The sequence below is a fragment of the Blautia argi genome (assembly GCF_003287895.1).
Lineage (GTDB): Bacteria > Bacillota > Clostridia > Lachnospirales > Lachnospiraceae > Blautia > Blautia argi.
In genome coordinates, this window is the sequence record NZ_CP030280.1 from 3,009,609 (window position 1) to 3,035,290 (window position 25,682).

The window sequence follows — 25,682 nt, forward strand, 5'->3', positions numbered from 1 at the left end:
TCAGGACTGTCCCATATGCAGATATTTTTCTCTGGTAGCCAGTCCACCGCGAATATGACGTTCTGACTTGTTTAAATCCAGAATTTTTCTTGCCTCTGCCGCCAGCGCCGGATTTATCTGAAGGAGGCGTTCTGTACAGTCCTTATGTTTGGTCGTTACTATTTAGAGCTGTTTTATTTTCACATTCGTCTTCCACTAAAATGCTCTCATTTAATCCCAAATCACCTAGTAAACGAAGGTATATATCCACATTTCCATCTTTGTCTACTTCTATTTTCTTAATCAGTCTCTTTAACTGTACATTGGTCATCTCATGAACATCTGTAATATCCTCAATCTGCTTAAAGGTATCATTTAAGATTTTTTCCATCTGATCTCCTTTTGTCAAATTGCTAGATACCATTTTCAATTCATTTTCCAGACGAGCCAGTTCTTGACGAGTACCACCCAACTTATCATTCAATTCTTCTCTTGAAATCAAATCATCGGTATACATATCCATATATTTCTGTCGCATTCTCTGTAATCTGGCAATCTGCAAATTCAGTTCCTTCTCATACTCTGCATTTTCATCTTTCGCTTTGTACACTCTTTGGAATTCTTTCACAACATAGTCAATTACTTTATTTTTTTGCTGAAGAACCCGATTAAAATATTCCTGTAAAACCTGAAATTAATTCTTCTTCATCTACAGCTGTTTTATTTGGACAACTATCTGCTCCTTTCCCATTTCTTCCAGAGCAAACCCAACGCACATACGTATTTTTGTAAGTACGAACTGTTCTTCGGAAAGACCAGCCACATTCTTTACATTTAATCAATGTAGAAAACAGATACTTGTTGCTTTGCCTCTCATGATTCAGATTGAATGCATCGTTTCTTCCACGAAGAATTTCCTGTGCTTTTTCAAATACCTCATCTTCAATCATACGAAGCTCCGGACGTTCCACAACAAGCCATTCCGTTTCATCCTTCTCTCTTCTCTGACCAGTCAGAAAATCACTGATTTCCTGCTTTCCATTGATAATCTTTCCCGTATAAATCTCATTGGTCAAAATCCGGCAGATGGCATTCTGACTCCATTTGCAGTTTCTCTTTGTCCGATATCCCTTTTCATTCAGCATATTAGAAATCTTGGCAGCACCGTAACCTTCTTCTGTGTACCACTTATAAATTTGCTTTACAACCTTTGATTCTTCTTTGTTGATCTCAAGATTGAAATAGTCTCCGATTGTTTTATCGTATCCGTACACAATGTTAGGAACTCGTCCTTTTTCCGCGTTTAGTTTCTTTCCAAATTTCACTCGCTTAGATGTATTCGCACTTTCTTCCTGAGCTAATGCTCCAAAGATGGTGAGAACAAACTCACTATTTCCCATACTTGTCATATTCGCTGTAAGGAACTGTGTTTCAATACCTAACGCTTTCAACTTGCGAACATTCTGTAAAAGATCTACGGTATTTCTGGCAAAGCGAGAAATATCCTTTACAACAACCATATCAAACATTCCTTTTTCCGCATCGGACATCATGCGAAGAAATTCCTTGCGATTTTTGATTTTCGTTCCGGAAATACCTTCATCTGCATATAATTTTACTAAAACATCTCCGGTACGCTGGGTGTATTCGGAGAAAAATTCCTTTTGTGCCTCTAAGCTGTTAATCTGGTCGGCTTTATCTGTGGAAACACGACAATATGCTGCTATCTTCATAGTGTTACCTCTCTGTATTAAATTTATTTTCTGTTACATCTATATTATATATCAAAATAAAGATTCGTAAACAGAAAAACAAGATATTACTGATAAATTCAATAATATCTTGTCTAAAGCTTGATGATTTTCCTATAATCCAATCATTTTATGACCATATTATTTTTCAGAAGCTTCCTCTCAAGTTTTCTACTCAACTTTTCTGCTGCACTTTCTGTAAAACGACTATTTTTCAAAAACTCCATTGTTGCTTTAAAACCATTCTTCATCCTTAATGTTATTCTTATTGCAGAAAACAAATTATATGGCAATACGGTATATTTTGCATCATCGCCATGATATAATTTCTTAACACGCCAAACCGTCATAATCTACTCCTTCTTATCTATTTTCGTCGATTTGTAATAACACACATCTAAGTCTTGACGAAAACCAATTACATTGTTCAATTTTTATTGGCTTTTCTATATGTTTTCCCTTTCGTTACTCCATTATCTTCAAGTTTTTTATCTGCAACCAATGCTCGAAGTAACATTTTCGTTCTTGTTTCTTTCACTCCCAGCAACTCTGCCAATTCATTAGCCTTATACCATCTTCCGTTTTCCATAAAGGCTAAAATAGCATCGTACTGTTCTTGCGTTTTTTTCGTCACTTTTTTTCCGTCACTTTTTTTCGTCGCTTTTTTTCATCACTTTTTTTCGTCGCTTTTTTCGCAAAAGAAAGCGTCAAAATTGTTCTGTCAGGATCAAATCTTTCTTCTATCTCTGGTTCAACAAATCCCTCATCATTCCATACATTGAAAATATTGGGAACACCACTGCCAGCTCGTTCACCTATATTAATCAAATTAAACATTTTCATAAGCGATTTATTTCGGGGATCAGATTCTCCGCCCAAACGCATTTGCTTTTTACCTGTTCGCACATACAGCAAAATTATGAAAGAGCTATTGTTTTCTTACTATCCATTACTTCTCGTAGTTACTCTTTATTATTTAAGTAAATAGACAACCAAACCAATAATTACAATATTAAAAATTGTTAAATACGGATATCTTAAAAGGCTAATTGTAATAACCGTCTTCATTGTTGCCATAAACTCTCGAATATTTCTAACAGTGTCTGTATACCATATAGCCTTTTTTGCACTATTAAACTTCTTTACATTTTTTTCTCCATCTCTTACAAAATATTTATCTTCTTCCTCGTTGTATTCCCAATCTATCCACTGTGCATGGCTTCTAAAAACGCTTGACCCAATATCAACTTTACAAATTTTGGAAATTATATAAGCTATAAGGAATATTATATTTCCTAATACGCCGATTAAACTTACATAAAATAAATTTCTATGCTTCACATACAGATTATTAATCCCATAAATAACTACTTCTTTTAATGTGATTGTTCCAAACGGTATTTTTAGCAGATAATATATCACACATAAAAAAATAATAGTGCCTAGAATAATATTTACCCAAAAAATTAAAGGATATCTCTCTTTGAATCTGACAAATATTGATTCCCACCAAACTGGAGCATTAGTTGCTGCAATATTTCTATCTAACAGTTTTGCAATATAATATATAAACATAAAAATAATATCAAAAACTACTATTCCAGTTATCGAACACATCATAACAGCCTTTACTGTTTCCATTTTCTGCATATTTCCAATGATATTTCCCAAAATTGAGGTTCCGCCAAAAAACACTAACACAATACCCGCAAACACACCCAAGATTGCGATAAAATCTGAATACGAATTATTCATTTTTTTCTTTGCATCTTCCAATTTTGTAGTTACATCATTTATTTGCTCATTTATTTCAGTAATTCTCAAGCTAAAACTTTCACCATTAATATTTAACTTTTTTTCAAAGTCATCCACATAGTTTATTCTAGCGACTTCTAAATTAGTATGATCTACTAATTTTTTAATTTTATCACAAAATTCTTCATCATCTTTTTTCTTACAGTATTTATATACCTCATTTAGATTTTGACTTACAATTTCTAACTGAATGCCCTCTCTTTTCAATAAACATAATGTAGAAAAAATATCTGAATAATAATGTCTAAAATCAACTGTATTAGAAGTACCCTTATAAACTTTGCATAATTGTTTATATACTTTTTCAAGTTTTGTTGGATTCTTAAAAACTTCTTGTGATTGGGCCATTTCTCGAATCACTTCTTGAAACAGTTTTCTCCTCTGTTGTTCTTCTTTCTCTATCATTTTTAATATTCCTCAATATATTCAATCGGTATAAGTTGTTTATTACCTCTTCCTTGGTTATACACTCTATCCCATGCACCATTTTTTTTATGTGTTTCTTCAACTAATTGCCATGGCTTCATCGCTCTTTTAGCTTCAATTATATTATCTATAATTCTTCTATCTTCATTATCTATTTCTACATTATATTCATTGTATATAGGCATTGCACCATATCCACAAAATTCATAATACACTTCTGGGACAACCGGACCAAATTGCCACGCATAAATCTCATCAGCAAAAATTGCTCTTTTCTCCTTTTTCAAATAATATTCTTGAATATAAAATAATATTTTTTGTAACTGTAAATTTGAAATATATTCTTCATCTATTGTACACTTATTTATTATGTATTTGCTGAGTTCTTTTGCACTATACATTTTTTGCATATTCCCCCCACATTCTTTACTTTTTCAATGTATTTTATCGTCATTATACGCTTAATTGTAATCATATTTCAACCATTTTTACTATTCCCTTTGAAACTCTTCAATCAAAAAATCTTTTATTTTTCCTCCTGCTTGTCCTCTTCCAAACTTCTTCCAGCTACCTCCTGCATAACTCGTTCAACTTTCTTCGCATTCACCTCAATAAATACTTTTAATATGTAATCGGCGGTCACTTCCGCAGTATTCGGATTATGAAAACGATAATTCAGTTTTTGTTTCTTCATAGCGGTGCTCCCACCTCCCTTTTCTCTTTGTCCATTACTATGAAAATACCTATTAAAATAGACCTTAACTATCATCTATTCGTAATTACTCTGACATTGGCGGCTGGCAAAGGTATCTATAAAGACTGCCAATGCCAAAGTATTTTTTTGCCAATGCCATCTTTTATTCTGTGATTAACGCAACTGTTTTTCTTCCCTGACACCAGTCATAGCTTAATCTACTTTCCAATTGCTTTCTTGCATCTCTTCCTGTTCTGGAAGAAATCCCATAGGCTAGCAGTTCTGCCTCTAATTCTTCTAAACACATCATTTTCCGTTTGCTCAATAATTCTAGGATCAACTTCTGTGCCTTTTCCAGTTTCGTTTCCTTTTTCGTTCCTGCTTTCCCCATCAGCAGATCTTCAATGGATATATCGTATTCTCCTAACCATTTTAAGCCTTCTTCTCCTAAAGAAAACGCTACCGGATTTTCCTTCTTAGCAAGAGAATCCTTTTGCTGATATACCACTCGGATATCCTGTTCCTTCTCTTTTTCCACCTTTTCTACAAATAAGATGCTTCGTACTGCCGCTGCGATATCAATGGATCCCAGGGAACGGTAATCACTCTGACTTCCCGACGACTTATTCAAATGTCCAATGAGAACAATGGCACATCCAGTTCTCTCTGCAATCGTACTGAGATGTCGAAATAAGGGACGGATCTCATTTGCCCGGTTCATATCCACATTGGCTCCCAGATAAGCCTGTATGGGATCCATGATCATGAGTCGTACATTATTCTGTCGGATGGCTTTTTCAATCCGATCGTCCGTCATAGAAAGCTGTTTTTCTTCTTCATTGATGAATCGTACCCTTGTCATATCTGCACTACATTTTGCTAATCTAGGTTTAATGGTATCTGCAATCCCATCCTCTGCTGTTTGATACAACACATTAAAGGGTTCTATGGGAAGTGCATTGGGAAGTTCCTTTCCGTTGGTACAGTATGCGGCGATTGCCATTGCAAGCCATGTTTTTCCTTTTCCCGGATTCCCTTGGATCAAAGTAACCTTTCCAAAGGGAATGAAGGGATACCATAACCACTGGACCACCGTTTCCTCAACCTCCGACATTTTCATGACCGGAACTGGTTTTTCCCTGGCATCTCTCCAACACATCTGCTTTGCCATACTTTCTACTGGAACTTCTGCTACCAGACATTCATTCCAGTCTTTCTTCACCGGTTCTAATCGGTACACACTCAGTTCCTTCGGAATAAGAGAAACAAACTGCCTGCATCTCTCATTTCCAGGCTCATCATTATCCAGACACAAGTAGATGGAATGGATATGAGAATATTCTGTATACATCCGTTTCATTGCTTTTTCACTCAATCCGCCCAGAGAAATATAACTATGCTTTCCCCAGTCTTCCGGAACTGCAGTGATATAAGACAAAAGATCAATGGGGGATTCAAACACAAACAGTTTTTCATCCGTTCCTATATGGCCAAATCCATAGGCTTTTTCCGAACCTCTTGCCTCCCCACGATATCGGTTCTCATCGGTTCCCCGCATAGCTGCATATCTAGGATTCTGTTCTTTGTCTCTTCCGACGAATACCACATTGTGATAGTTTTTACTTTCATAAATATCCCCCTTTGCAATCATCTGATCTATCAGCCATTCCGATAGTTTCCTCTGCTCAATGAGATACTTCCTTGCAATCTCACAGCTTTCATTTCTTTCTGGCAATTCCAATCCAGGCAAGGGGATGGGGCAGACCTTCTGTCTGCCTGCATCTTCCTTGGCCGTTCTTCTGTTGGTTTCTCCAACTCCCTCTTCTCCTAATAATTCTTTGACTGCCTCTGCAAAAGAAAGACCGTAAAATTCTTTCATAAAATCGATGGCATGACCACCTTTATTCTGACTAAAACGATACCATTCGTTCTTGTTGATTATCACACTGTCATGTCGCAACCATCGGTATTCCTTCCCACATCGTTTGAACTGTTCTCCTCTCCCAGAAAGAAAAACATATAAATCAGTATCATCTGCTCTTTGAATCTGTTCTCTTGTATATTCTTCCATCTTCTAAAATTCCTCCTATAACTCCATTCCATGATGTTTCTTCTTTCGTTTCATGGTTCTCACTGCTTCTTTTGTTTCTGTGGATTGCTCCCGTTTGTTTGTTTCTGGAAGAGAGACACCTTCTCCTTCCTCTGCCATCAAAGCTTCCACATGATTTTTGATTCCCTCATACTTTCGTAACATGGCATGGATCCGTTTATCTTCTTTTCGTAAAGCAGCTATCTCTTCTGATAAACGAGCGGCTTCTCGTTTCCATTGTCCTTCCGGAATCTTCCCACTTGGGTCTAGATTTTCTTTTAAGATTCTTTCCGAACGATAATATCCGCTAAGTTCCTTCTTATGTTCCTCTTTGAATTTTTCCCTGCCAAAATATTTGTTCTTTAATTCCAGATAAACAGGTCTTGTTTCAAAATACTCTTTCATTGCATAAAGATTGCTGTTGACACTTCGCAAAGCAGACAGTTGTTGATTCAACCGCTGACTTACCTCTTTTAGCTGAGTATCTAATTCCTGGATTTTCTCTGTCAGCTGTTCTGGGGTTCTCACATCCTGCTCTTCCAGAAAGCGGATCGTCTCTGCAAATTGTTTCAGATTTGTATTCTTCGCCTTTTGTGTTCCATAAGCGTAGGATTCTGCAACTGCATTTCTCTTATCACAATAGTTTCTCAGATAATCCGCTAAGGTTGGCTGATGTAAGAACACCATCCGTTCCATCAGTTGGCTTTCTCGAAACAAGGACCATTGAAGAAGATTCTTTGCCCGTTCTTTCATATCATTTAAGGCTCGGATGAGTCGGTTTAAACTTCCCAGTGCGGTTGAAATCCCTCTTGCTTCCATTGCCTGTACATTCGGTCCTTCATGCACCATCGGGATCTTATCAATCCCCCGTTCCTCATAAGACCTGGCATCGACTCTTTCTGTAAGTCCTTTTTCTTCATACAGTTCGTTACACATCTTCGCCCAGACACTTCTCAATTCTTCCAAGGTTTCTTTCCTGCTCCAATCCGTTGTATGTACCGCCCGAAATACCGGTTGTCCTTTCTGATTCAAAACCGTCTGTCCATCCGGTGTTAATACTGGAACCTTTTTTTGTTTTTGTCCCCAGGTACCATCTTCCTGTAAAGGGCGGATGGGAACCATGATGTGCATATGGGGATTGGGTATTTTATCCTTTGCTTTCTTCGGATCATGGATCGCTAGATCTGCGATCATCCCTCTTGCGACTAACTGTTCTTCTACGAATCTTCTTGCAAGCTCAATATTTTCTTCCATAGAAAACTCATTCATCAAGGCAATATCAAAGCTGTGTGCCAGCTGTGCTTTCTTATTCCCTTCGATCCATTCTACCTCATTCCAAAGGGTCTCCCTGTCTTTGAATCTCTCCGGAGCCTGTTTTGGAAGATGGATCTCCGCTAATACCACACCGCCTTTTCTCGTATAATCACTCACTTCTCCATAATACGTACATTCCAGTTTTGTACCGGCTCGGTAAGCAGCACTAGCAATGGCAGACTGCCCTTTTCCTCTGGATAATTGATTCAGATGAAAGTGATAACATCCCATCTTACTCATCTCCCTGTGGCAGTTCACCTTGTTGCATCGCCTTTAATAATGCTTCCTCTTCTGCTAATTCTCGTTCTTTTGCTTCTGCAGTTTCCGCCCGTCCACGAACCATTTCATGAACGACATCACAAAACTTACAAGCGGGATTATGAAGAAGTTCATCCATCAACTGATAAAATTCTGCCTCGGTCAGATATTTGGTATCTTTACAGATTGCTCCTATGGCTGCTCCCTTCTGGATCAACAGATGGGTTCGTGCCTTTCGCTTTTTCTTTTTCTGTGTGTCTATATAATTCAAGGATCTCTGGATCCTGTGCTCTGCCTGTTCCTTCTCAAGCTTTGCCTGTTTCAATGCAGCTTCTGTTTTTTCAATCTCAAGAAGTGCTTCTTGGGTATATTCCTGAAATGTTTTCTTCTTCGCCATATAGTTCTTTTTCTCCTTTTTCAACTCTTCCATTTTCTCTGTTACGGGATAGGCATTTCTGCCGGAAGGGGAACCCTTCTTCGGATGGATCATCCGCAAACACTTTCGGAATTCCCCTTCAGAAAGATGCTACTTCCGTAGGACGCACATACCTTGTAAGGTATATAAGTGCGCTCTTCTGCTTTCAGCATCCGAGTTTTTCTTACTCAAACGGAAGTTCTTCTCCGTCTGGAAGATGCATAAATCCATCCGGATCGGTATCTTCTTTCTTTTCTGATCCTGACAGTTTCTTCCCTTCTGCGAAATAATGTTCTTCTACGATCACATTGATGGTATAAACTTTATTCCCCTCCTGATTCACATAACTTCCTGTCTGGATCCGTCCGCTTACTAAAATCTTCAAACCTTTTTGCAGATATTTTTCTACAAACTCAGCATTTTTCCCAAAGGTAACACAAGAAATAAAATCTGTTTCTGCCTTTCCATCCTTTCGATATCGTCTGTCTACTGCCAGCGTGTATCGTGCCATTGCAGTACTGTTTTCATCCTGGAGATATTTCACCTCCGGATCTTTTGTCAATCTTCCCATTAAGATTGTTTTGTTCATGTAATTTCTCCTTTCTCTTTTCGTTTTTTCTTTGTTCTTGAATCAGGCCCGATTCTTTTAAGGCAAATGTAATTTGTTCCTCATATATCAGAACGTAGAGAGGGGTTTTTACAAATAAAAATGAATTTTATTTTTTTCTCTCATATAACGAAAGGTTCAGAGGGGAAAATACAGGGTGGAAAAGGAAATTTTTTATTTTTCTGCACAAAAATACCCCTATGACTTCAAAATCGAAATCATAGGGGTACCCTCTCATCTATAAGGGAAAGGACAGTTATACAACTAATTTCTGGCAAAATAAAAAGCAAGTAAACTGATTTTATTCAATTTTTCAAACCAAAAACTATTTATGTATTATTTCTAGCGCACTCAAATCCTGTTTCAAATCAGATAGCTTAACTGGATTTATCGAATATTCGTCATAGAATTTAAGAGTATATTTTTCTTCTAATTTTCTCATTGTTCTTTCATATAATTCCAAAAAATCAATTCGTTTTTCTGATTGTAGTGACAAAAACAATACTTATTGCTGGCGGAATAATTGTAAGCAACATTGGAATAATAATCTGCATTGTTTCATTTGATTTTAAGAAGATAAATAGAATACTTGCATAATACAAAACAACTACGCATATAATAAAATATTTTGAAATCTTTAATTTCTTTGAAATTTTACTATCGGCTTTTTCTTTCCTTTGTTCAATATCTGAAATCTGTAATTTAAGATCTTCTTTACGTTGTTCATTTAGTTCGTTATTCTTCTCTTTCAATGCTTTATTCTTTAATTCCGCTTGAGTTCGCATTTCTTCTCTTTCAGATTCACCTTTCCGAATTGTTGATACTAACAAAGTTTTTTCTTTTTCTGATTGCCGTAATCTACTTTGTAACGTTTCTTTTTCTGACTTATATATTGCAAGTTTATCTTCAGAAATGAATGATAGCACATCTTCTAAATCGCCTACCTTAATATCTTCTGGACGTTTGACTTCTTCTCTTAACATCAAAATATTATCAGCTAATTGTTCTTCATCAATCTCTTTACTATAAAATTTCTGTTTCGCTTCATCAAATTTATCCGCTACATTTTGCGTTAAAATTTTTGATAATACTATACGCGATTTTAATATCACATCAAATGTTGAAGGAAAAGCACTAGCACCAAATCCTTTGTTCAAATCATACCACAACCTATTTGTCAAAACATTCATATTAATAGCTAATGGTGCGTATGCTTTATTGTCAGCAAACTCCATAGCCATTTTTAACATCTTCCCCGTTTCAGTTAGTACAATAAAGTTGCTTTTCCTTAAATCGCATGTATATTTACCTTTCCTCAAAATATTAACATAGTTTAAATGTTTAATATATCTTAGTTTATCATCTGATATATTATATTTTGCAATTGTTTCCGGACTTTCTAGATTATATTCATGGTTTGAAGCCGTATAATAATTTCTCTTTTCTTCTTTTAAGATAGATTTGTTTCTTAAAAGTGAATAAAATGCTGTCTTTTTTGAAATAACATCCGATGAGCTTTTGCAATCTTTAACAATTTCAGACATCGCATAATTCTCAAGGGAAACATATTCTTTTCCATCCACAATATCTATTGCTTTATCAAAAAAATCATTAATTTCATCAAATACTTCTTCGAAATACCTAACTTTTATCACATTGTGTTTACTTTTTAAATTCATTTCATTAATAAGGGAAAATAAATCTTCTGCTAATTTCTTGAATACACTTCCATTATATCCGGCCAAATGAAATAGTATTTCATTTTCCACATAAATAATTATTTCATTTTTCCATGCAGATGTATCAGAAATATTACTATTATAATTTAACCCTGCGAAAAGCACTGCCCCTTCCTTTATCTGTAGTAAATGAGCTTGGAAGTCTTCGTTATGTTCATTTTCTAAAATAAAAGCACTTATTAGATCTGAAAACCCATTTGAAAGCGAATTATCCAACAAAAAAGAAGTGAAATCTCTTACTAATGTTCTAATTTGCTCTTCACGCAATGCACCTCGCTTTTGTTCAACATATCCAACAAGAGAATCTATTAACTCTTTACTCTTATTTGATGCATTTTTCATATTTTCTGTTATGCCATTCTCATCTGTTGGAAAAGACGTAACATCCACAATATACACATGATTACTACGTTGAACATAATTCAACCTTCTTATCGAAGATTGAACTACATACTCTGGAATTTTCGAAACCAAATTGATTTTTTATCTCTTCGGTAAGTTCAGTGATTCCAAAAGAATATAATTTTTTCTCCATAATTACATTTTCAGCAAACTGGGAAATCACAAAATATACATCTCTTTTTCCATCATCAAACAATTGTCTATAAGTGACATAGGACGCTAAACTTTTAATTTCTTTATCAACTACCACTATTATATCTCCTTATCCGCGATGCAAATTTTTTATTCTGTTAAACATTTTGCATACTCGTAAATACGCTTTAACATTCCTTCTGATGTGCCAGCAAATGGCTCTTTTTCTTGCCTACAAAATCCAAGATACGAATTGAATCCTAGCATATAAACAGCTATTGCCATCGCTAAATCATCGGTCTCTTCAGTATAAAGTTCAGCTACCCTTTTTAATTCTGAAATTACAGTGTCTTTTGGAACAGATACTGTCCCTTCTTCATTAACAACTTCATTTATTACTTCTGGCAAGGCCATACACATTTTATAAAATGCATTTTCATCGCCAGTGACAACTGCATAAAATTGATCCATACTCACACGTCTAATTCGTCTGTGTTGTACGTTCTTACCATCTACTTTTGTTGTCCACTTAACATTCTGCGAATGTTTTGCAATAGCTTCAACCAAAAAACAAGCGCAATCATCATCATCTAGAAGTTGGCTCTGCATTTTTATGTATGTTTTAGCAGAAGATGCTGAATTCATAGTATTATGTTTATTCTTCATTTCCACATATAGTGTGTGGACGATATCTCCGTCTGGCATTACAATACCATCTGGATTTCTATAGATTACATCCCAGCCTGTCTGTGGCACTTCACATCCTTCAAAATAAGAAAATATATTCTGATGAAAATATCCTATATCATTGTTATTAGACTTATCTCTCTGACGGAATATTTCATTATTTACAATTTCTTCCCAACTTATTTTATAAACAGATTTATCGAAAATCAATTTAATAGGGTCAATAATATTACTGTTAAATCTTTTTAGGTCGAAAGATTCTAATTTTTCGCCATATTTTAAAATAGTTTCCTGTACATGCTTCTTAAAATTATTTTCTGAAATAAAAGATAAATTCCATGTCATTATTTAATCGCCTCCAATGCTTTATGTATTTCTTTTGCTATATCGTAAGCCAAATTAACCGGAACAGCATTTCCTACTTGTTTATATTGAGAAGAAACATTTCCGCAGAACTCCCAATCATCTGGAAACGATTGACATCTTGCATTTTCTCTTACAGTAAATGGCCTAGCCTCTAACGGATGACATCGTTCAGTTTGTTTTTGTGATGGTGATGTTAACACAGTAAGAGATGGTTCATCCAAGCTCATCCTACGCAAAATACCTGTCCTGCCGCCTTCCATATCCCAACAACTTTTCATATATTCTTTTGCAATTACAGGATTAATATCTCGCCAATAGCCACCAGGTGGTACTAATTCAAATATTTTACGTTTCTTTTCTCCATACTGAACACCTGGACCATCTGGACAATCCAACAAAACATCTCTTAATATTGGTTTGTAATCACGTGGTTTCGGAAATTGATAATGAACCTTTTCTAACAAATCATTTCTGATTCCAATAGTTATTAAACGTTCTCTTTTCTGTGGATTTCCATAGTCCCATGCATTCAAAACTTGCTTCTGAATTGAATAACCCGCTTGTTCGAAAATACTAGTAATTGTAGCATAAGTTCTTCCTTTATCATGTGTCAAAAGACCACGTACATTTTCAAACAAAAACATTTTGGGCTGTAATTTTTGTAAAAATGTAGCATAGTGATAAAAAAGTGTTCCCCTTGCATCTTCCAAGCCTAACCTTTTGCCAGCATATGAAAATGCTTGACATGGTGCTCCACCAGAAAGTAAATCTAATTCACCGGCTTTGATTCCAAAATATTCTTCAAGATTAAGACACGATATATTTGCAACATCATCATGAATAACACGCCAATTAGGTCTGTTTACTTTAAGGGTTTCAGCAGCGTCTTTATCAAATTCAATCAATCCAATCGTATCGAAACCAGCTTTTTCAATCCCCAACGCTAATCCACCCGCACCAGCAAAGAGTTCTATAGTTGTAAATCCTGTTCTATTATTATCCATATTCATCGGCTTTTCAATTTCTATAATATCACCAATATCACAATTTAAAGTAGTGCAAATTTTTTCCATACTTTCAAAAGAAATTGGTTCATTTTTTCCCATTCTTGCTAGTACATTAAAACTTATGCCCGCTGTTTCTTTTAAGTCTGTTTTGTTCATGTTTTTATCAATCAAAAGCTTCCAAAGTTTATTATAACAAATTCCCACAACTCTTCCTCCATTCGCATCATTGTGTCATATCAGTCTATCATAAAGAGCGTATTATGGCAACTTTTTTTCTCACGATATCATTAGTTCATCTCATTCAACACAGATTTTTATACAACCCAATATGCACTAAAAGGAATACAGCATTATAAATCTTTTCTTTGCTCATAACTCGTTCCCTCCGGTGCAAATTTTACTATACTTCTTATAGCTTCAAAAGCAAACACACCAACTACTTTCTCACTAAAAAAGACTAGAAGAGACATTTTCTCTTCTAATCCTTTATACTTTATCACAGAATACTTTTTGCTTTTATTTTTCTCATGGTCACGAGGCTTTTTTCGCTTAAATCGTACCTTTTGAACACGTGTTGTTACATATAAAAGTCTTAACCCCACTAAACACTCTTACCTCACCTCATAAACAACCTTCACAAAAACTCCTCTTTTGTTACATCTATATGTACTGTACTCTTACTTACCCCAAATCGCTTCGCCGTCTGTCGCACCGTCGCCTTTGTCTCTATAATATACTCCGCAATTTCCACTGCTCTTTCTTCGATATAATCTTTCACAAAAATTCCCCTGGATACATCTTTTTACAATGTATGCAGGGGAAATAAAGATTATGTTAGAACAGTTCAAACAGGGATGGTGCATCAAAAAATATATCATTGGGCAAACACAAACCATATATTTTTGCAAATTCATTTATAAATTGATTTGACGGTTCTTTATTTTCTTCATAATCTTTTTCAAGAACTCTCTTAATTTCCTCAAATTTTTCATAAGCTTCTTCCTGACTGCAATAAATAATTCCATACATGATTCCATAGGAAACATAAATTTCATACTGATTATTATCTGCCGAAAATATACTCACTTCAACAGCTTCATCATAAACTTCACATATTTCTAAATATGTATTTGAATAATGTCTTCTTTCTTCCGAAAAAGTATCAGTCACATTTCTCCAAATTCCCATACCATTCTAGCTCCTTCCTATATTTTTTCTTCTTGAATTTTTCTCATTAGAAAATCATCTTATCTATACCGAAATCCATATTCTTTTTTCAGTCTCTCATATATCTCAAACGCTACCGGACAGACTTCCACCGCATTCAGCACACTATACAGACTCTGCAATCTATCCGATTGATCCGTATAAGGATATTTTTTACAACTCTCCGGTCTGCATTCTCCTAATTTGCAATTACCGTCCTCTTGCAGAAAATCGCACGGCTTATTCTTTGTCTCATATGTATCTTCTACTTCATTTTTAATCAAATACCTCTCAACAAATTGCTCTTTTGTCAAATCCAAAATTTCCGCATCTCTTTCCAAATCTTCACTTGGAATACTTCCATGATACATTTTACAACAGTTTCTACATCTGCTACAATCATAAGTTGAAAACAATTCATCGTGAAGTCTTTTAAACTGTTTGTCCAATTCCTTTTCATCCGCATGGCATTTTAAAAATGTACGAAATTCCAAATTCTCATTTTCTTTTTTCTTTGCTTCAAATCTTACTTTTCTCGGTGCAATCATCAATTTTCTCCTTCCTTTTTCTCTTCTGTAATACAAAATGCAATCTCCAACAGTTCCGCCGCCACCTGATGGTTTTTAATACGCATCAAATTATCCCAAGCATCTTCCTTTCCCAGCAGATTCATACCTCCATGCCACACCAGCTCCTCATCTATGACTGCAAATCGTTCCTCTACTTCTTCTTTTGTTACAACATTGATAGCCACATTCTGCATCTCCCGGATCAGCTCATAACACATATCTGCATTGCCATATATAACTTTCTCTGGAGCCGTTGTAATGACTGTAACACTCACACCATTTTCCTGGCGTTCTTTTACCAATACTAACAACCTATCAATCTTCTCCTGCCGGATATTGGGACTGGAAATCACGATTGATTTTTCTGCCTCCACCAAATCCTGCTCAAATTTTTCCGTATAATTGCCAGAATCAAATATCGCATGAACAACCTGTTTCTCTTGCAAGTCTCCTGTCCAAACAGAAAATCCTGTTTTCTTATAAGTTCGAAGTCTCTTTCCATACATTTTATTAAATTTTCTCATATGCGTATCAATATAATCATACACATAAACCGCTTCTTTTCCCTCGTAATCACGATTCAGTCTTCCTATATACTGTTCCAAACGCCCTTCAAAAGATACCGGTGCCGCAAGCATCAGTACATCCAATCTCGGGAAATCAAATCCTTCCCCTATCTTTTGACCAGTCGCAATCAATATAAGATTTTCTGTACGTGGAACCTTTTTTAATCGTATCCGTATTTCTGCATTTTCCTTATCCGAATTATCGCCATACAAGAGAAATACATGGTCTGCTTCGTCTTTTAACATATCATACAGGATTTTTGCATGTTCTTTGTATCGAGTTAATATAACCGGAGTCTGACTCTGTGAAATACTTTGTTTTACATCATTTGCAATCATTTCATTTCTCTCTTTGCTAGTGCTGATTAAACTATAGGCTTTATTGATATCATTCCTACTATCCACAGTATCGATCACTCTTGTATATCTTGGAACAAAATAATGTCCTATTCCCTGCTCTTTGGCTCTTTCCAATGCTGTGAAGCGATGCCTTAATGGTCCCAGCATCATATATATAATTTTATCCAGATGATCACCACGTTTCGGTGTTGCTGATACCCCATAAACATATTTGGCATTAATTTTCTGCAACACTTCCATATATGTATGTGATGCTGCATGATGACATTCATCCACAATAATCATTCCATAAGCATGTTTTAAATTTTGAAACTTTCCTTTGCTGTACATGGAACCAACCATTGCAACATCTACAATACCCGTCAAAGTATTCTTAGTTCCATGCAGAACACCAATTGCACTGTCTCTTTTTTTCTTTCGTCCCGTCTTCGTTTCATACTCCGGCGGTTCTTCCCTGATATCAAGAAATTTATTCAGTTCATCTACCCATTGACTAAGCAAATCTTTACTCTGTAATAAAATCAGTGTATTCACCTTTCGTTCCGCAATCAGGTAACTGCACACAACTGTTTTACCAAATGCGGTTGCGGCCTCTAGCACACCATCTGAATCCTTTAGCAACTTCTCCGCCGCAAGTTCCTGTTGCAACCGCAAATCACCTTTAAATGAGACTCTAATTGGGAGACCGATTTCCCTTTGATCAGATATCTCGATTGGAATTTCTGCTTTCGTACATTCCTCAGTAATTCGTTCTCTTAATCCTCGTGGCACTCGGATATAGCCATCAATATCTTTCCCTAAATAAACAGCACTAAAATTATAGTAGTTCGAATATCCTAATCTCTTGTTCTTATAATACTCCGGATTATCAAACGCCGCCAGACTACGAATTTGATTTTGTATTCTTGGCATAAGATTCAGCGTATCGACATAAACACCATTACTGAGTACCATATGAAGTTTTCCAACCACATCCGTTTTCACAAACTCGCACTTCTTTTTCCATGGCTTTGGTCTGCTATTTATATCAATACTTGCAATCTTTCCTTTGCTTTCCGCTAATTCTGCCTGCCACTTTGCCATATATTTTTCAATATCCTCTATACTGAGTTTTTCTGTCCTATTAAGCAAAATGTCCCATTGATCAGGATAAGCATTCCAATTTCCATCTACAAATGCGCTGTTTCCATTTTTAAGCGCCTGTCCCTGCAATGGCAGTGCAATCAGATTGCCAATACTGCTTGCCACATCCTGAGACGGATACATACGGTCATAGTAATGAAAGGACTTTAAATTGACAGAAGCCGCCCCTTTATCTAACAGTAAAAATCCAAAGTTTCTGGCAACGGAAGCCGCTATTGCTTTTTGAAAAAATATCCATACATGAGCGCCTCTCCCTGAGCGTGATCGTTCCACTAACGGTTTAATTCCATTTATCTTACACATCTTTCTAAGAGCATCCACTTCTTTATGCCACTCATTATCCATGTTGGCAAAATCTGTTGTTTCTGCACCTTTTTCGTGATTATCAAAATCAAACACGAGAAATCTGCATGTTCCATCTGGCAGCAGTGGATATACACCGATTACGTCCGAACCATCTTCCTTATATCCCAGCAAATGCGAAACGATTTTCTTCACGTCCAGTTTTGTCCATTTTTTATTTTCACACTCATCGCAAAATATCTTTTCTCCACGCTGTTTCGGACAAAGTTTAACATCCCATCTATTATCACATTGTGGAAAATAACCGCCATTTTTGCTGCGCCTGGCATAGACATCCTCTCTTCCCCAAAACATAGAAAAGAAGCGTATCGCCATCTTCTCCGTAATAAACGTAGGATGGACAATACGCGCTCCCTGATCGAGATCATACTCTTCTGCATTTTCTATTGTCTCTTCAAAAGGATTAGTCTCATCATATGGAATATTTTCTTTTTTCAATTTATCTTTTAATAATCTATTTTCATATTCAAGTAACCGAACAATCTTCCTCAAAGTTTCCGTATCATATGCTTCTATATTCATACCGCCACCTGCAATTCTCAACACACAAGTTCCACTTTATATATACGGTTTTATCGTAAACACCGTCTGCTCTCCGACCTTTTCACTTGCCAATTCAAATAGATTTTCTTTCGTTGCGAACAGATTTTTAGGATTTCTTCCGATAATCAGATACTGATTTTTATCATCTAACGAAATATACTTCCGTGTATCGTCATTCAACAAAATATCTGCATTATCAATGACAATCAGTTTTCCCTCTGTCTGGCTGAGTATTTCTTTTATATCTTTTTGATAGTCATAATTATCCAAACACAAAATCTGAGGATTAATCGCCATACATTCTCTGATAAACGAAAATGTTGCTGTTTTCCCTGTCCCAGAATCCCCCATTAAAATTGTTATATTATTGGTAAATGTAAAATCCACCATAAACGAAGTATGCACTGTTGAAAAGTGTTCCATTACAACCGGTTTACTCTTCATTTTCCCACCACTCCTTTAGTTCTTCGTAATCCTCGATCACTTGACATTCTCTACTAGTCTGAGCCTTCACACGTTTCATGTTAAACGGAATCATTGCATATTCACTATATACATATCCCTCTTCGAAACTATACAATGTTTCCAAAGCATTATTTCCACATTCTTTTAAGCAAAACACCTTGTCCGGAAAATACAATACATTCAATACTGTTTTACATCCCGTAGAAAGTTGATCTATATTCAGCGTAATATCTTCAAAACGTGATCGAATTTTATATTTGCTGATAAGTTCCGAAACATCTATCAGTTGAATATACTTTGCCGCTTTATCATCTAGTCTCGTTGCCGTATTTTGATTAAAAAAGATATCATTCAATTCTATATATTCTTTATCTTGAGGTATATCTTTCTTGTGCTTAAAAATCGTTATCATGTCACTACCTCCAATCCAACTTTCGAAAACTGTAGTTTCAATGAACTTCCCATATAAATTCGTTTCATTTTATCAAATACAGATAATCTGCTATTATCTAACCCACAGATGTCGTCTTCCTGCCGTTCTTTCCATTCACAACATGACTTTATCCAACATTCGCCAATCACACCTTTTGACACTTCAAATCCAGTATTTCTTGTCAAATCGAATAGTAACTTTGCCGATAATTGCTCAATATTATGTTCTTCAATATTTTTATCATATTCCACAATTTCTCGTATTCCTTTATAATCGAAATTATCATCCTGCAAGAATTTTACAAGTTTGTGTCTTGCTGTGATTGTTCCGGCTCTTTTTTCTAAAAACTCATCTTTTGGAGCATAAATCCATTCTATCAATTCTTTAAACTCTAAAAGAATATACTCAAAGCAAATAATATCCAACAGAAAAACATTTTTCTTCTCACTCACATATCTCTTCAAACGCTTCTGTTCCATTACAACCTGAAGATTATCAAAAGAATTATCAAAAACAATAATATATTTATTCTCTATATCCTGCAATGCCTTTACCGATTTCACCAATTCACTATTATTCTTTTTACTTTCAACTATTACATCCGGATAGAGTTGTTTCATGAAATTTTCCCAAAATATATAACTTGCTTTTCCTTTCCGATCTTCTATCCATAAAAAAGTTTTAGCCATGATTCTTCCACCTGCTTTCTATATTCTATTTTAACCGATTTTCATCCATAACACAATAAATTCACCTAAAAGAAAAAGACCGCATTTCTGCGATCTTTCCCTACTCTATCCCCTCTCTTTATCTCACCTCATAAACAACCTTCACAAAAACATCTCTTTTGTTACGTCTATATGTACCGTACTCTTACTAACTCCAAATTTCTTCGCTGTCTGTCTTACCGTAGCCTTCTCTTCAATAATATAGTTTGCTATGTCAACTGCCCGTTCCTCAATATAATCTTTCAAGGAAAAATCCCCCGAAAACATTGTTTTTACAATGTATGCGGGGGATTTAGAGGGTATGAGTTGCTTTTTCGCTTACTCTGCCAAAACCTGCTTCCAGACTTCTGAGTCCTTGTTCACTACATATCCGCTTCCGCCTCTGCCTTTCACATCTTCTACCATGTTCAGCATCAGCACGGTTTCGTTGTTCATTCCTTCTGTATTATAGACTGCAAACCAGCCAAGCTCGGTTCCGGTTGTATCTTCCTGAGATTCCTTAATTTCTGCAGTTCCGGTTTTGCCTGCAAGAGCTACACCGGGTACCTGCGCAGCAGCGTGTCCGGTTCCCTCCGGATTGCTTACCACTTCTTTTAAATCTTCATAGATTGTTGTCGCTGCCTCTGGGGTAAATGCATGCTCTACCCAATAGGACGGCGCTTTTCCTTCCTCAAGCTCCAGATAAGGCAGAATCATATTTCCTTCATTAAAGAATGCAGAATAGATACAGGATAAATGAAGGGGATTTACCAGCATCTGTCCCTGTCCGTAGCCGCTGTCTGCAAGCTGTACTTCTGTTGCAAAGGTTTCTCCATTGGAATACTGCGAAGGAGTCATACCAATGTCAAAGGGAATATCCTGTCCAAAGCCCAGCTTTTCAAGCTGCTCTCCAAAAGTATCTGCACCGATTTTTAAAGCCGCTTTCGCAAAATAAATATTGTCAGAGTAAATCAGCGCGTTTTTCAGCACTGCTCCATTGTATTCATGAAGGGTTGTCACCTTATAGCTGCCCCAGCTTTCGTCCTTTTGCCAGGACAATCCGCTTGCACCAAAATCTTCCTCTGGGGTAAATGCCCCTGTGGTAAGACCGATTCCTGCAGTCACTGGTTTAAAGGAAGAACCTGGCGCCCAGGTTTCTCTCACCCTGTTGTACATGGGCTTATCAGGATTGTTGTTCAGAACGTCCCACTTCTCCTGTGAGATTCCCAGTACAAAATCCATACTGTTAAAAGAAGGCGTAGACACCAGAGCCAGAACCTCTCCGGACTTGGGCTTCATCACTACAGAACAGCTTTTATCCTCTTTATATGCCTCATATAACTTTTGCTGCCACTTGGCATCAATGGTCAAATGGATTTCCTCTCCGTCCTCAGCCGGCTTCATGGCAAGCGCAGTCTTTTCCTTGCCTTCTGCATCCACGATGGCAATTTTGTATCCTTCTTTAGCTCTTAACCGCTCTTCGTAGAGCTTTTCCAGACCGCTTTTTCCTATTACACTCTGCTCATCGTATCCCTTATCCTTCATTTTCTCCAGCTCTTCTGCGTTAATCTGCTGTACATAGCCCAGCAAATGTGCAGTGCTTTCCCCATATGGATAAACTCTGCTTTCTGCTTCTGTAATCAAAACTCCCGGATAGCCCAGAAGCTTGTCCTGAATACTGGCTCCTGCTGACGTTCCGTCCGGGCTGACATAAGGCTCGTTAAGCTGGGTCTGGGTCATTTTCTTTAAAGGCACAAAACTGTCCTCTTTTACCCAAGATGCCTGTAGCTGAGCTTCTATATTTTCCGGTGAGGTTCCCAGAACCTCTGCAATTCCTTTGATGTCTGCTTCTGCCTGCACATTCATTTTTCCCGGTACAAGTCCTACAGACTGTACAGTTCCCTGTCCTGCCAGAAGCGTACCATTTCGGTCATAGATACTTCCTCTTTTTGCTTCCAGAGAAGTCACACTTACTTTATCGTCCTTTCCCAGATCCGGAAAAATCATGGAATCCTGCCATACAATGCGCCACTTTCCCTTTTCCTTCTCAAAAAAGGTGTTGGCATCATAAACAATTTCCCCTGCCAGAGTTTCCATGGTGACACGATAAGATAAGGGCTGGCTTACGTCCTGCTTTTCAGGAATATCCAAGGAAATTTTTTCTGCCTCAATTCCCTCATAAATATTTTTATTTCTGGTTACAAAATCCTCTTTCTCTATACTGTCTTTTGATGTTGTATCTAAAAGCGCGTACATTTTATCATATTCCTGCTTCTCGATATATCCCATGTACTCCTCTAAAACAGTATCTCTTGTATCAGAAAAAATATTTTTATACAGAACAATGCCTGCAGCAAGAGCTGCTAAAACCGCAACTCCTCCGATTTCCAACAGTAGCAGACGCCTTCTCTTTTTGGATTTTGTTCCTTTCTTTTTTTCCATGGATTATTCATCTCCTGTTTCTACAGCCTTCTCTTTAATCGTGGCTGTAGAACGGATAATCTCACATGCACGATTCCAGAGTACACTGTCTTTAATCACGTTTTTATCTGTGTAATAGGTTTCCAGAGTTTTTACATCCGGAAAACCGCTGGTCTTTGCAAATTTTTCCAGCTCCTTGTTATAATCCTCTTCTGTCAGTTCAATTCCCTCTGCATTGAAAATCCCCTGTACCACCAGATTCTGCTGCAAAAATTTCTGCGCCTGGTCGGTAAGCGCCTTGTCCTCTTCTTTCTCAGAAATATTCTGTTGTTTGATGTAATCGTCCAGCGTAATGCCCTGTTGTGCCTGATACATGGCATCAAGCTGTTCTCTGACTTCTTTTTTAGCAGTTTCCAGCATATCCTCCGGATATTTTTCAAATTTGGTGTCATTTACTACAAGAGTAAACAAATCTGAATTTATCTGACTTTCATAATCTAGATCCGCGCTGTTCTGCATAAGCTCTTTTTGTTTTTTCTTATATTCTTCTACGGTCTTATACTGTGTGTTTTCAGCCACCCATTCATCTGTAAGCTCAGGCGCCTCTGAAATACTGTTGATTTTTACCTTAAACTGCACCGCTTTTCCCTGCATTTCCGTTGCCTTATAATCTTGAGGAAAAGTCAAATCAAGCGTAACCTCCTCACCCTTCTTATGTCCGATGAGCCCGTCTTCAAAGCCGCTGATAAACTGTCCGGAACCAATGAGCAGATTTTCACCTTTCGCAGAACCGCCTTCAAATTCTTTGCCGTCCATATATCCCGTATAGTCAATGTTTACCGTATCTTCATTCTTTACAGGTCTGTCCTGGGTGACTTCTACCTGCTTAACCGCTCTTAACATGTTATAGTGAATACTGTTCTCAACATCTTCGTCTGTGATTTTCTGCTTTGGAAACTTCTCCTCTACCTCCAGATTTTTATATTCTCCCAGAGTAATGTAATCCGCCAGGTTTTCCACGTCTGCAGCAACTACTTTTCCCTCTTGATTGGTCAGCACAAACTCTTCCTCTGCTGCCTGTTCTGTCTTTGTGGTTTCTTTTTTATCCTCTTCACTCTTTTTTTCTCCGCAGCCTGCTGCCAGTCCCAGAATCGTCAGGGTCAGCAAAAGCGTTACGATTCTTTTCTTCATATCTATAAATTCCTCTCTGTTCTGTTTACATTTCTAAGAGCAATTATGCCACAAAGTCCCTGCAACCGTCAACTTTTCAGTTGCCTTTTCCCTGAAACAATGCTAGAATAATTGAAGTATGAATTTAGCGAAATAGTAGGAGGGTCAACACAAATGCTTACAAAAGTGTTACTGATAATTTTGATTATTTTAATTATCGGACTTGTTGTCCTGTATTTTCTGGGAAAAAAAGCGCAGAAAAAACAGGAAGCACAACAGGAACAAATGGAGGCAGCAAAACAGACGGTTTCCATGCTGATTATTGACAAAAAACGGCTTCCCATTAAGGAGTCCGGTCTTCCCCAGATGGTCATTGACCAGACACCAAAACTTATGAGGCGTTCCAAACTGCCTATCGTAAAGGCAAAAATCGGACCAAAAATTATGACATTAGTTGCAGACGAATCTATTTATGACTTAATTCCGGTAAAAAAGGAAGTAAAAGCTGATGTGAGCGGTATCTATATTATCGGCGTCAGAGGTCTGCGTGGTTCTCTTACACCGCCTGAAAAGAAAAAGGGCTGGTTCAAGAGAATGAAAGAAAAGGCTACAAATATGAGCAAAGAAAAATAATAAGGATATGCAGAAACCCCTTTCAGAGAATTTACGCTTCTGATGAAAGGGGTTTTATTTGCGCGAAACAGTAAACCAGATTTCACATCTCACACAACTCTGTATAACATAATTTGCTGCTTTCCTGTTCTCACAGGGAAAATTCTCCTGCGTCCTTTTGCCTTACATTCACGGAAATCCGGCAGTCTGCCGCATGCTCTGCATTAATCTCCAATGCATAATCAATGGAAATATCCAGGCCTTCCGGCTGTTCCTTCACATCAATCTTTGTGGCAGCAATCCCCATCTGCAGATTGCCGAAAGGGGTTGCATAATAGGTGAGATTCTTCTTATTTTCTTCAAAAATCATCTGCACATTAGTAAGCCCCTTTCTCTTTACTTCCACGCTGTTTTCAGAAACCTTAATGCTGTTTCTGGTGCTTTCCGTAAAGCCTTCCACTGCCTCGTCAAAGAAAATATAGTGATGCCCGTTCTTATAATAATAATCTCCCTTAGACACCAGCTCCACTTCCTCCGGTTCTCCTGCATCTATGCTCTGCAGTCCTTTCACTGTTACTAATACATCTTTTGTCATGATTAATACTCCTCAATATTTATCTGCTTCGTCATCTTCACATCATATGGCAGAATCGAATTGGCAAATGCCTGAAAATACTCCTCCTCATCACTGACAAAGAAACGGTAAGGAAATTCCTCTTCTGTCTGCTCTTCATTTTCCAGTCCCTGTTCTTTTAACAAACGCCCCAGTGCTCTGGCTGTTTCATAGGCAGGGTTTACCAATGTTACCTTATCGCCCACCAGCTCTCTTAACATAGAACGCAGGAGAGGATAATGGGTACAGCCTAAAATCAGGGTATCAATGTCCTGCTCTAAAAGAGGTTGCAAATACCTTTCTGCAACTTCTATGGTTACCGGATCTTTTAGCCAACCTTCCTCCACCAGAGGAACAAATAAGGGACAGGCCTGACCAATCACCTGTATTTCCGGGTCTGATTTCTGAATCAACATCCGATACAGGTCTGATTTCACAGTTGCTCTTGTGCCAATCAGACCGATTTTTTTGTTTACCGTAGTCTGGGCTGCCACCTTTGCCCCCGGTTCTACCACCCCCAACATGGGAATATCTATTTCCTGCTGAATGGTTTCCAGAGCCAGTGCACTTGCTGTATTGCAGGCAACTACAATAGCCTTTACTTCCTGTGTCTTTAAAAAACGGACAATCTGTCTGGAATACCGGATAACCGTTTCTTTTGACTTACTGCCGTATGGTACTCTTGCCGTATCTCCAAAATATACAATTCTCTCACCCGGAAGATTCCGCATAATCTCCCGTGCCACTGTTAATCCGCCCACTCCTGAGTCAAAAACACCGATAGGCGCAGTTTTTCTCTGATTCATAGGATAACCTCTTACCTGTCATTT

Annotated in this window: 26 protein-coding genes and 5 pseudogenes; 1 reads left to right on the forward strand and 30 read right to left on the reverse strand. The window is 37.1% G+C overall.

The features are described 5' to 3' along the window. From DQQ01_RS14625 to tig, 28 genes and pseudogenes are all read right to left on the reverse strand, one after another. Positions 1–156, reverse strand: a pseudogene (locus DQQ01_RS14625) (sporulation transcriptional regulator SpoIIID); the annotation flags it as partial. After that, a pseudogene (locus DQQ01_RS14630) lies at positions 143–1,712 on the reverse strand (recombinase family protein). The pseudogenes DQQ01_RS14630 and DQQ01_RS14625, both read right to left, overlap by 14 nt. Positions 1,713–1,855: 143 nt before the next feature. Continuing rightward, positions 1,856–2,080, reverse strand: coding sequence for a hypothetical protein (locus DQQ01_RS14635; RefSeq protein WP_111920593.1), 225 nt, complete (start codon positions 2,078–2,080; stop codon positions 1,856–1,858). A 77-nt stretch (positions 2,081–2,157) separates the two neighbouring features. Next, the gene (locus DQQ01_RS14640) at positions 2,158–2,364 is read right to left on the reverse strand and encodes a hypothetical protein (protein WP_111920594.1); all 207 of its coding nucleotides are present in this window, start codon (positions 2,362–2,364) and stop codon (positions 2,158–2,160) included. Then, positions 2,361–2,615, reverse strand: a complete 255-nt coding sequence (locus DQQ01_RS16790) for an ATP-binding protein (protein WP_111920595.1) — start codon at positions 2,613–2,615, stop codon at positions 2,361–2,363. The genes DQQ01_RS14640 and DQQ01_RS16790 overlap by 4 nt, the downstream gene beginning before the upstream one ends. An 87-nt stretch (positions 2,616–2,702) precedes the next feature. Next, positions 2,703–3,950, reverse strand: coding sequence for a hypothetical protein (locus tag DQQ01_RS14650; protein ID WP_111920596.1), 1,248 nt, complete (start codon positions 3,948–3,950; stop codon positions 2,703–2,705). 2 nt (positions 3,951–3,952) lie between these two features. Next, positions 3,953–4,381, reverse strand: coding sequence for a Panacea domain-containing protein (locus DQQ01_RS14655; protein WP_242980428.1), 429 nt, complete (start codon positions 4,379–4,381; stop codon positions 3,953–3,955). A gap of 116 nt (positions 4,382–4,497) precedes the next feature. Further along, positions 4,498–4,665 (reverse strand): hypothetical protein, encoded by a 168-nt coding sequence (locus DQQ01_RS16130; protein WP_199797967.1) that lies wholly within the window; start codon positions 4,663–4,665, stop codon positions 4,498–4,500. Between the two features lie 163 nt (positions 4,666–4,828). Next, the gene (locus tag DQQ01_RS14660; RefSeq protein ID WP_111920597.1) at positions 4,829–6,736 is read right to left on the reverse strand and encodes an AAA family ATPase; all 1,908 of its coding nucleotides are present in this window, start codon (positions 6,734–6,736) and stop codon (positions 4,829–4,831) included. A gap of 15 nt (positions 6,737–6,751) precedes the next feature. Next, the gene (mobQ, locus tag DQQ01_RS14665; protein WP_111920598.1) at positions 6,752–8,299 is read right to left on the reverse strand and encodes a MobQ family relaxase; all 1,548 of its coding nucleotides are present in this window, start codon (positions 8,297–8,299) and stop codon (positions 6,752–6,754) included. A gap of 1 nt (position 8,300) precedes the next feature. Continuing rightward, positions 8,301–8,723 (reverse strand): DUF3847 domain-containing protein, encoded by a 423-nt coding sequence (locus DQQ01_RS14670; RefSeq protein ID WP_111920976.1) that lies wholly within the window; start codon positions 8,721–8,723, stop codon positions 8,301–8,303. 202 nt (positions 8,724–8,925) lie between these two features. Further along, complete coding sequence (locus DQQ01_RS14675; RefSeq protein WP_003019276.1) at positions 8,926–9,330, reverse strand: single-stranded DNA-binding protein; 405 nt, start codon at positions 9,328–9,330, stop codon at positions 8,926–8,928. Between the two features lie 485 nt (positions 9,331–9,815). After that, on the reverse strand, positions 9,816–11,486 hold the full coding sequence (locus DQQ01_RS14680) for a hypothetical protein (protein WP_111920599.1): 1,671 nt from the start codon (positions 11,484–11,486) through the stop codon (positions 9,816–9,818). Positions 11,487–11,493: 7 nt separating this feature from the next. After that, positions 11,494–11,739 carry a hypothetical protein gene (locus tag DQQ01_RS14685; RefSeq protein ID WP_111920600.1) on the reverse strand — a complete coding sequence of 82 codons (246 nt, stop codon included), beginning with the start codon at positions 11,737–11,739 and terminating at the stop codon, positions 11,494–11,496. 32 nt (positions 11,740–11,771) lie between these two features. Then, positions 11,772–12,653: an Eco47II family restriction endonuclease gene (locus DQQ01_RS14690; protein ID WP_111920601.1), complete on the reverse strand. Its 882-nt coding sequence runs from the start codon at positions 12,651–12,653 to the stop codon at positions 11,772–11,774. Next, on the reverse strand, positions 12,653–13,684 hold the full coding sequence (locus DQQ01_RS14695) for a DNA cytosine methyltransferase (RefSeq protein ID WP_330407744.1): 1,032 nt from the start codon (positions 13,682–13,684) through the stop codon (positions 12,653–12,655). Before DQQ01_RS14695 ends, DQQ01_RS14690 begins: the two co-directional genes overlap by 1 nt. A 12-nt stretch (positions 13,685–13,696) precedes the next feature. Continuing rightward, a pseudogene (locus tag DQQ01_RS18470) lies at positions 13,697–13,837 on the reverse strand (helix-turn-helix domain-containing protein); the annotation flags it as partial. A gap of 194 nt (positions 13,838–14,031) precedes the next feature. After that, positions 14,032–14,283 carry a hypothetical protein gene (locus DQQ01_RS14700; protein ID WP_111920603.1) on the reverse strand — a complete coding sequence of 84 codons (252 nt, stop codon included), beginning with the start codon at positions 14,281–14,283 and terminating at the stop codon, positions 14,032–14,034. A 47-nt stretch (positions 14,284–14,330) separates the two neighbouring features. Beyond that, positions 14,331–14,459, reverse strand: a pseudogene (locus DQQ01_RS14705) (sporulation transcriptional regulator SpoIIID); the annotation flags it as partial. A 56-nt stretch (positions 14,460–14,515) separates the two neighbouring features. Next, positions 14,516–14,869, reverse strand: a complete 354-nt coding sequence (locus DQQ01_RS14710) for a hypothetical protein (protein ID WP_111920605.1) — start codon at positions 14,867–14,869, stop codon at positions 14,516–14,518. Positions 14,870–14,928: 59 nt separating this feature from the next. Next, positions 14,929–15,435, reverse strand: a complete 507-nt coding sequence (locus tag DQQ01_RS14715; RefSeq protein WP_111920606.1) for a YkgJ family cysteine cluster protein — start codon at positions 15,433–15,435, stop codon at positions 14,929–14,931. Next, a complete protein-coding gene (locus DQQ01_RS14720; RefSeq protein ID WP_111920977.1) occupies positions 15,435–18,410 on the reverse strand; it encodes a TOTE conflict system archaeo-eukaryotic primase domain-containing protein in 2,976 nt (991 codons plus the stop codon). Before DQQ01_RS14720 ends, DQQ01_RS14715 begins: the two co-directional genes overlap by 1 nt. 36 nt (positions 18,411–18,446) lie before the next feature. Then, on the reverse strand, positions 18,447–18,875 hold the full coding sequence (locus DQQ01_RS14725; protein WP_111920607.1) for an ABC transporter ATP-binding protein: 429 nt from the start codon (positions 18,873–18,875) through the stop codon (positions 18,447–18,449). After that, positions 18,865–19,308 carry a DUF4869 domain-containing protein gene (locus DQQ01_RS14730; RefSeq protein ID WP_111920608.1) on the reverse strand — a complete coding sequence of 148 codons (444 nt, stop codon included), beginning with the start codon at positions 19,306–19,308 and terminating at the stop codon, positions 18,865–18,867. Before DQQ01_RS14730 ends, DQQ01_RS14725 begins: the two co-directional genes overlap by 11 nt. Beyond that, positions 19,305–20,018: a hypothetical protein gene (locus DQQ01_RS14735; protein ID WP_111920609.1), complete on the reverse strand. Its 714-nt coding sequence runs from the start codon at positions 20,016–20,018 to the stop codon at positions 19,305–19,307. Before DQQ01_RS14735 ends, DQQ01_RS14730 begins: the two co-directional genes overlap by 4 nt. A gap of 150 nt (positions 20,019–20,168) precedes the next feature. Further along, positions 20,169–20,303, reverse strand: a pseudogene (locus DQQ01_RS14740) (sporulation transcriptional regulator SpoIIID); the annotation flags it as partial. Positions 20,304–20,375: 72 nt separating this feature from the next. Further along, complete coding sequence (locus DQQ01_RS14745) at positions 20,376–22,478, reverse strand: penicillin-binding transpeptidase domain-containing protein (protein WP_111920611.1); 2,103 nt, start codon at positions 22,476–22,478, stop codon at positions 20,376–20,378. Between the two features lie 3 nt (positions 22,479–22,481). Beyond that, positions 22,482–23,648, reverse strand: coding sequence for a trigger factor (gene tig, locus DQQ01_RS14750; protein WP_111920612.1), 1,167 nt, complete (start codon positions 23,646–23,648; stop codon positions 22,482–22,484). Positions 23,649–23,801: 153 nt separating this feature from the next. On the opposite strand from tig, the gene DQQ01_RS14755 reads away from it, so the two are divergent. Beyond that, a complete protein-coding gene (locus DQQ01_RS14755) occupies positions 23,802–24,260 on the forward strand; it encodes a hypothetical protein (RefSeq protein ID WP_111920613.1) in 459 nt (152 codons plus the stop codon). Between the two features lie 130 nt (positions 24,261–24,390). On the opposite strand, the gene DQQ01_RS14760 is transcribed toward DQQ01_RS14755, so the two are convergent. Further along, positions 24,391–24,834: a YwiB family protein gene (locus DQQ01_RS14760; protein ID WP_111920614.1), complete on the reverse strand. Its 444-nt coding sequence runs from the start codon at positions 24,832–24,834 to the stop codon at positions 24,391–24,393. A 2-nt stretch (positions 24,835–24,836) separates the two neighbouring features. Continuing rightward, complete coding sequence (gene murI, locus DQQ01_RS14765; RefSeq protein ID WP_111920615.1) at positions 24,837–25,658, reverse strand: glutamate racemase; 822 nt, start codon at positions 25,656–25,658, stop codon at positions 24,837–24,839. Between the last annotated feature and the right edge of the window lie 24 nt (positions 25,659–25,682).

Bases quoted from the DNA above. Each gene is read 5' to 3' on its own strand.
- DQQ01_RS14635 (WP_111920593.1), bottom strand. From the start codon at position 2,080: ATGACGGTTTGGCGTGTTAAGAAATTATATCATGGCGATGATGCAAAA.
- DQQ01_RS16790 (WP_111920595.1), bottom strand. From the start codon at position 2,615: ATGCGTTTGGGCGGAGAATCTGATCCCCGAAATAAATCGCTTATGAAA.
- DQQ01_RS14650 (WP_111920596.1), bottom strand. From the start codon at position 3,950: ATGATAGAGAAAGAAGAACAACAGAGGAGAAAACTGTTTCAAGAAGTG.
- DQQ01_RS14655 (WP_242980428.1), bottom strand. From the start codon at position 4,381: ATGCAAAAAATGTATAGTGCAAAAGAACTCAGCAAATACATAATAAAT.
- DQQ01_RS16130 (WP_199797967.1), bottom strand. From the start codon at position 4,665: ATGAAGAAACAAAAACTGAATTATCGTTTTCATAATCCGAATACTGCG.
- DQQ01_RS14660 (WP_111920597.1), bottom strand. From the start codon at position 6,736: ATGGAAGAATATACAAGAGAACAGATTCAAAGAGCAGATGATACTGAT.
- mobQ (WP_111920598.1), bottom strand. From the start codon at position 8,299: ATGGGATGTTATCACTTTCATCTGAATCAATTATCCAGAGGAAAAGGG.
- DQQ01_RS14670 (WP_111920976.1), bottom strand. From the start codon at position 8,723: ATGGCGAAGAAGAAAACATTTCAGGAATATACCCAAGAAGCACTTCTT.
- DQQ01_RS14675 (WP_003019276.1), bottom strand. From the start codon at position 9,330: ATGAACAAAACAATCTTAATGGGAAGATTGACAAAAGATCCGGAGGTG.
- DQQ01_RS14690 (WP_111920601.1), bottom strand. From the start codon at position 12,653: ATGACATGGAATTTATCTTTTATTTCAGAAAATAATTTTAAGAAGCAT.
- DQQ01_RS14695 (WP_330407744.1), bottom strand. From the start codon at position 13,684: ATGAATATGGATAATAATAGAACAGGATTTACAACTATAGAACTCTTT.
- DQQ01_RS14710 (WP_111920605.1), bottom strand. From the start codon at position 14,869: ATGGGAATTTGGAGAAATGTGACTGATACTTTTTCGGAAGAAAGAAGA.
- DQQ01_RS14715 (WP_111920606.1), bottom strand. From the start codon at position 15,435: ATGATTGCACCGAGAAAAGTAAGATTTGAAGCAAAGAAAAAAGAAAAT.
- DQQ01_RS14720 (WP_111920977.1), bottom strand. From the start codon at position 18,410: ATGAATATAGAAGCATATGATACGGAAACTTTGAGGAAGATTGTTCGG.
- DQQ01_RS14725 (WP_111920607.1), bottom strand. From the start codon at position 18,875: ATGAAGAGTAAACCGGTTGTAATGGAACACTTTTCAACAGTGCATACT.
- DQQ01_RS14730 (WP_111920608.1), bottom strand. From the start codon at position 19,308: ATGATAACGATTTTTAAGCACAAGAAAGATATACCTCAAGATAAAGAA.
- DQQ01_RS14735 (WP_111920609.1), bottom strand. From the start codon at position 20,018: ATGGCTAAAACTTTTTTATGGATAGAAGATCGGAAAGGAAAAGCAAGT.
- DQQ01_RS14745 (WP_111920611.1), bottom strand. From the start codon at position 22,478: ATGGAAAAAAAGAAAGGAACAAAATCCAAAAAGAGAAGGCGTCTGCTA.
- tig (WP_111920612.1), bottom strand. From the start codon at position 23,648: ATGAAGAAAAGAATCGTAACGCTTTTGCTGACCCTGACGATTCTGGGA.
- DQQ01_RS14755 (WP_111920613.1), top strand. From the start codon at position 23,802: ATGCTTACAAAAGTGTTACTGATAATTTTGATTATTTTAATTATCGGA.
- DQQ01_RS14760 (WP_111920614.1), bottom strand. From the start codon at position 24,834: ATGACAAAAGATGTATTAGTAACAGTGAAAGGACTGCAGAGCATAGAT.
- murI (WP_111920615.1), bottom strand. From the start codon at position 25,658: ATGAATCAGAGAAAAACTGCGCCTATCGGTGTTTTTGACTCAGGAGTG.